At 70.9% G+C, this 5,007-nt stretch carries 7 protein-coding genes and 1 pseudogene; 2 read left to right on the top strand and 6 right to left on the bottom strand.

From position 1 onward, the window contains the following. Window positions 1-188: pseudogene (locus HUV01_RS11810) on the top strand (ABC transporter substrate-binding protein); the annotation flags it as partial. A 62-nt stretch (window positions 189-250) separates the two neighbouring features. Then, window positions 251-673, top strand: coding sequence for a DUF4112 domain-containing protein (locus tag HUV01_RS11805; RefSeq protein WP_174298441.1), 423 nt, complete (start codon window positions 251-253; stop codon window positions 671-673). On the opposite strand, the gene HUV01_RS11800 is transcribed toward HUV01_RS11805, so the two are convergent. From HUV01_RS11800 to HUV01_RS11775, 6 genes are all read right to left on the bottom strand, one after another. Further along, window positions 618-1,409 carry a ribonuclease T2 family protein gene (locus HUV01_RS11800; protein WP_174298440.1) on the bottom strand — a complete coding sequence of 264 codons (792 nt, stop codon included), beginning with the start codon at window positions 1,407-1,409 and terminating at the stop codon, window positions 618-620. The genes HUV01_RS11805 and HUV01_RS11800 overlap by 56 nt on opposite strands. Beyond that, a complete protein-coding gene (locus HUV01_RS11795) occupies window positions 1,409-1,837 on the bottom strand; it encodes a hypothetical protein (protein ID WP_174298439.1) in 429 nt (142 codons plus the stop codon). The genes HUV01_RS11800 and HUV01_RS11795 overlap by 1 nt, the downstream gene beginning before the upstream one ends. A 71-nt stretch (window positions 1,838-1,908) precedes the next feature. Beyond that, complete coding sequence (gene nadC, locus HUV01_RS11790; protein ID WP_174298442.1) at window positions 1,909-2,772, bottom strand: carboxylating nicotinate-nucleotide diphosphorylase; 864 nt, start codon at window positions 2,770-2,772, stop codon at window positions 1,909-1,911. A 3-nt stretch (window positions 2,773-2,775) separates the two neighbouring features. After that, window positions 2,776-3,777 carry a quinolinate synthase NadA gene (nadA, locus tag HUV01_RS11785; protein WP_174298438.1) on the bottom strand — a complete coding sequence of 334 codons (1,002 nt, stop codon included), beginning with the start codon at window positions 3,775-3,777 and terminating at the stop codon, window positions 2,776-2,778. Further along, entirely contained in the window at window positions 3,774-4,478 is a 705-nt protein-coding gene (locus HUV01_RS11780; RefSeq protein ID WP_174298437.1) for a hypothetical protein, read from the bottom strand. The genes nadA and HUV01_RS11780 overlap by 4 nt, the downstream gene beginning before the upstream one ends. Further along, window positions 4,457-5,007, bottom strand: a 551-nt coding sequence (locus HUV01_RS11775) for an MBL fold metallo-hydrolase (protein WP_368040028.1), incomplete at its 5' end; no start/stop codon positions are given. The genes HUV01_RS11775 and HUV01_RS11780, both read right to left, overlap by 22 nt.

Here is a 5,007-nt window from a genome sequence, read left to right as displayed (position 1 = left end):
TCGCGCCCGACCTCGCGGCGCGGGCGCGGACGCTGGCCGCCGCCGATCGCGCGGTGGCGGACGACGTGCCGTTCATCCCGCTCGCCCGACCCTTGCGCTGGTCGCTGGTCGCGCTGCGGCTGCGGCAATGGCAGGGCAATGCGCGCGCGTGGCATCCGTTGAACCACCTGCGCGACGGCCCCACCTGAGGGCCTGTCGCAAACGCGCCGACACGCGCTTTCCCGCGCGTTTCCAGACGGACTCCCGAACCATGGCCGACCGCACGACCCGCTACACCCCGCCGCTCGCCGAGCGGTTCCCGATCGGCACCGATCCGCTGTCGGTCCGGCGGCGCGTGGAGGCGATGGAGCATCTGATGGAAGGATTGTTCGTCGTGCCCGGCATCAACCGGCGGATCGGGCTGGACGTGATCCTAGACGCATTGCCGTTCGCGGGCGACGCCATCGCCGCCGTGCTGGGCGGCTGGATGGTATGGGAAGCGCGCAACCTCGGCATGCCGCGGCGGACGATGGCGCGGATGATGGCTAATGTCGGGATCGACTGGGCGCTGGGCCTGATCCCCTTCGTCGGCGCGGTACCGGACTTCTTCTTCCGGTCGAACAGCCGCAACCTGAAGATCATCCGGCGCTATCTTGAGAAGCATCATCCCGCCGCGGCCGTGATCGACCGCTGACCGGCCGGCGCCCGTATTCCACCGCCGACTGCCGGTCCGGCGCGGCTATCCTGATCGCGGTGCCGGCAGGAACGCCGCCGCTGCCCGCCCGGCATCGCGCATAGGCCATCTGTCGGTCCAGGCAGAGCCACAGCTCGTCCAGCCAGCCGTTCCGGTTGGCGGTGACGCGGATCATGTCGGAGGAGAGGCCGGGATTGGCGCGCGCCACCGCCTGCGCGACTGAACCCGCGGTGGCCGGCGAGCGGGCGAGCGAGGCCATGTCCGGCCATGCGAGCTTGCGGTACAGCCCGGTCGAGCGCGCGAAATAGGCGTCGGGCGCCAGGCCCGTGCAGGTGCCGTGCTTGGCCCATTCGTGCTGGAGCAGCTGAGCCGATGGCGTCGCGCAGATGGTGCGCCGGATCGTCGCGGGCGGCAGCAGCGCGGTGGACTTGCAATATTGCGGCCACTCGGGACCGATGCCGTCGGGCCACAGGCCGTGGAGCGCGAAGCCGAAGCTCGCGCGCTCGCACTCGAACGCCGCCGCCGGATCGCCGCGATGGCCGTGGCAGTATTCGGGCGTCCACGTCACCGCGAGCGTATAGCCGCCGATCGGCAGCAGCCGCTGCGGGTTGCGGTCGCCCGGCAGTTCGGCGTGGACTCGCGGCAGGATCGCGGGCGCGGCGCAGCTGTATGTCTGCGCGCCGGCGGCGGCGGCGGGTAGCGCAAGCGTAACGACGGTCAGAAACGCGGCGCGCATCACTCGAACGTACCGCGCAGGTCGGTGGCCCCGCCGCGGAACCAGGCGTTCGCGTCCGGACGGAACAGCAGGTATACCGCCACCGCCTGAAGCACCAGGGCGACGATACTGAGCACGCCCGACAGGCCGGCCGGAAAGCCCGCCATCGCGTTGCGGACCAGCCCCAGCACGCCGAAGGCGAAGAACACCACGATGATCCACTTGGCGACCACGCTCGCGCGCCGTGCGGCGAAATACCAGAGCAGCAGTGTTATCGCGATGCCGATCGCGATCGAGCCGTACAGGAAGCCGGTGCCGAGCGTCGCCGTCGCCTGCGCGACCTGTGGCGTCCGCAGCATGGCGGGAACGACGAGCAGCGAGTTGACGAGGCCGACGACGATCGCGCCTAGATAGCACCGCTCGAAATTGACGATCGATATCGGTCTCATGCCCGTCCCTCCCCTGTGACGCTCGCAGACTAGCCACCGGCAAGCGGTTGGCAAGCCCGCGTCGCCCGGGATCAGCCGATCGCCAGGTCCAGCCCGATGTCCGCCGCCGGGGCCGACTGGGTCAGCCGGCCGACGCTGACGTACGTCACGCCCGTCCCCGCGATCGCGCGGATCGTGTCGAGCCGGACGCCGCCCGACGCCTCTGTCACCGCGCGCCCCGCCACGATCGCCACCGCCTCGCCCAGCATGTCCGCGCCCATGTTGTCGAGCAGCAGCCACGTCGCGCCCGCCGCCAGCGCGGGCTCGATCTGGTCGAGGCGATCGACCTCGACGATGATCCGCTCGATCCCGGCCCGCACCGCGCGCGCCACCGCCTCGCCCACCCCGCCTGCGACCGCGACGTGATTGTCCTTTATCATCGCCGCGTCCCACAGCCCCATGCGGTGGTTGGTCGCACCGCCCATGCGGGTCGCGTATTTCTCCAGCACGCGCAGCCCCGGCAGCGTCTTGCGCGTGTCGAGCAGCGTCGCGCCCGTGCCGGCGATCGCATCGACATAGGTGCGCGTGAGGGTCGCGATCCCGGACAGGTGCTGGACGGTGTTGAGCGCCGACCGCTCGGCGGTGAGCATCGCGCGCGCGCGGCCGTCGATCCGCAGCAGCACGGCGCCCGCCGTCACCGACTCGCCGTCCTCCACCAGCCTATCGATCGCCACGTCTGGGTCGAGCGCGCGGAAGAACGCCTCCGCGATCGGCAGCCCGGCGACGGTGACGGCGTCGCGCGCCGCCATCGTGCCGCGGAACCGCGCGTTATGCGGGATCACCGCGGCGGCGGTGATGTCGCCCGCCTCGCCACCGGGGCCGACCGTGTCCTCCGCCAGCGTGGCGGCGACGAACGGGTCGAGGTCGAAGCCCGCGAGATGAAAGGTCGTCGGGATCGCTCAGTCCCCCGTCACGCGCGCAGGTCCAAGGTCGCCCCGCCCCACCGTGCCGCCCGCCATGTCCAGCATCGCGTCCAGGCTCTTCTTCGCGCGCAGCCGCAGCCCTTCCTCGATCTCGATCCGGGGTTCGAGGTCGCGCAACGCGACGTACAGCTTCTCCATCGTGTTCAGCGCCATGTACGGGCAGATGTTGCAGTTGCAGTTCCCGTCCGCGCCCGGCGCGCCGATGAAACGCTTGCCGGGCATCGCCTTTGCCATCTGGTGGATAATGTGCGGCTCCGTCGCGACGATCAGCGTGTCGCCGGCCATCGCATTCGCGAACTCCAGGATGCCGCGCGTCGAGCCGACGTAATCGGCGTGGTCGAGGATCACCGCGGGGCATTCGGGGTGCGCCGCGACCGGAGCGCCCGGATGCCGCGCCTTCAGCTTCAGCAACTCGGTTTCGGAGAACGCCTCGTGCACGATGCACACGCCCGGCCACAACAGCATGTCGCGCCCGGTCTTGCGCACCAGATAGCCGCCAAGGTTGCGGTCGGGACCGAAGATGATCTTCTGGTCGCGCGGCAGCTTCGCCAGGATCGTCTCGGCGGACGACGAGGTGACGATGACGTCGCTCAACCCCTTCACCTCGGCCGAGCAGTTTATGTACGTCAGCGCGATGTGATCGGGATGCGCGGCGCGAAAGGCGGCGAACTGCTCGGGCGGGCAGCTGTCCTCCAGGCTGCAGCCGGCGTCCATGTCGGGCAGCACCACGATCTTGTCGGGCGACAGGATCTTCGCGGTCTCGGCCATGAAGCGCACGCCGCAAAAGGCGATCACGTCCGCCTGCGTCGCCTGCGCCTTGCGCGACAGGTCCAGGCTGTCGCCCACGAAGTCGGCGATGTCCTGCAATTCGGGCTTCTGATAGTAGTGCGCCAGGATCACGGCGTTCTTCTCGGCGCGGAGGCGGTCGATCTCGGCGCGAAGGTCGAGGCCCGTGAAGCTGTGGTAGAGCGCGGTCATGGGTGTAACCTAGGGTCCGCCAGCACATCTTCAATCGATCGCGAGACGTCCCACCGGCGATCGTCCTGCGGCCGGGGATCGGTCGCGAAGCGGATGCGGACGCTCACGGTGCCAAGGCCGCCGGCCGCGAGCGGTGCCCGCGTGATCCGCCCGACCGCGTCGCGCGCCGACTCGCGCGCCTGGGCGAGATAGGCGGGAGCGAGCGACCGGTCGGCGGCGGCGGCCGCCAGGCGCCCGGCCACCTGCCCCTGCATCGCCACGCCGCAGGCACGCGAGATGAAGAGGCCGGACTGCGCCGTCCGTGCCCTGGCCATGTCGATCGCCGGCGGTTCCGCGACCACGCCGGGCAGTTCCACGAACATGACTCGGCCCCGCGCGTCCCACCGGTAGTTCCGCCGGTCAACATGGCCGAGATCGACCGAATAGGCCACCCGATAGGGTGCGACCGTCGCCTGCGTGTTCGTCAGCAGACCGCCGGTGAGGCATGCGCCGCGCGACCGCACCTGCCCGGTCAGCGTCGCGACGCGCAGCGACGCCTCGCGCCCGAACGCCGCGCTCAGCACGCGGGAGGCGTCGATCCCGGCCTGAAGCTCCGCCTGCGCCTGCGCCTTTTCCGCCTGCCGGGCCTGTCGGTACTGGTAGAGCCCGAACGCGGCCATGCCGGTCAGCAGGACGGCCGCTAGGCGCCCGTTTCGCGCCATGCGCCCTCCCCCGTGGCCGATACCAGCCCGCGCCGTTCGAGGTCGATCAGATGCGCGAGCACCGACCGCTCGGCGGCGGGCACCAGCGGCGCGGCGAGACCGGCGTACAGCCGCCGCGTCATCTCCGGGACCCGCACGGGCCCGGCGGCGAGAAGGCGCACTATCTGTCCCTCGCGCTGGCGACGGTGGACGATCATCCCGCGCAACAGCCGCTGCGGCTGCTCGATCGCCTCGCCATGTCCGGGATACCAGACGCGCTCGCCGCGCCCCTGCAGCTTTTCCAGGCTGGCGACATATTCGCCCATGTCGCCGTCGGGCGGCGAGACGACGCTGGTCGACCAGCCCATGACATGGTCGCCGGGGAAGAGCGCGCCCGCCCCGTCCTGCGCCTGCGGCAGCGCGAAGGCGAGGTGCTGGCTGGAATGGCCGGGCGTGGCGATCGCCGTCAGCGTCCATCCGTCGCCCGCCACCGCGTCGCCCTCCCCCATGACGGCGTCGGGCGCATAGCCGGCGTCGAACGCCGCGCCGT

Source organism: Sphingomonas bacterium (assembly GCF_903643035.1).
In the GTDB taxonomy this organism is placed as follows: domain Bacteria; phylum Pseudomonadota; class Alphaproteobacteria; order Sphingomonadales; family Sphingomonadaceae; genus Sphingomonas.
This window is presented reverse-complemented; position numbering and strand designations above follow the sequence as displayed.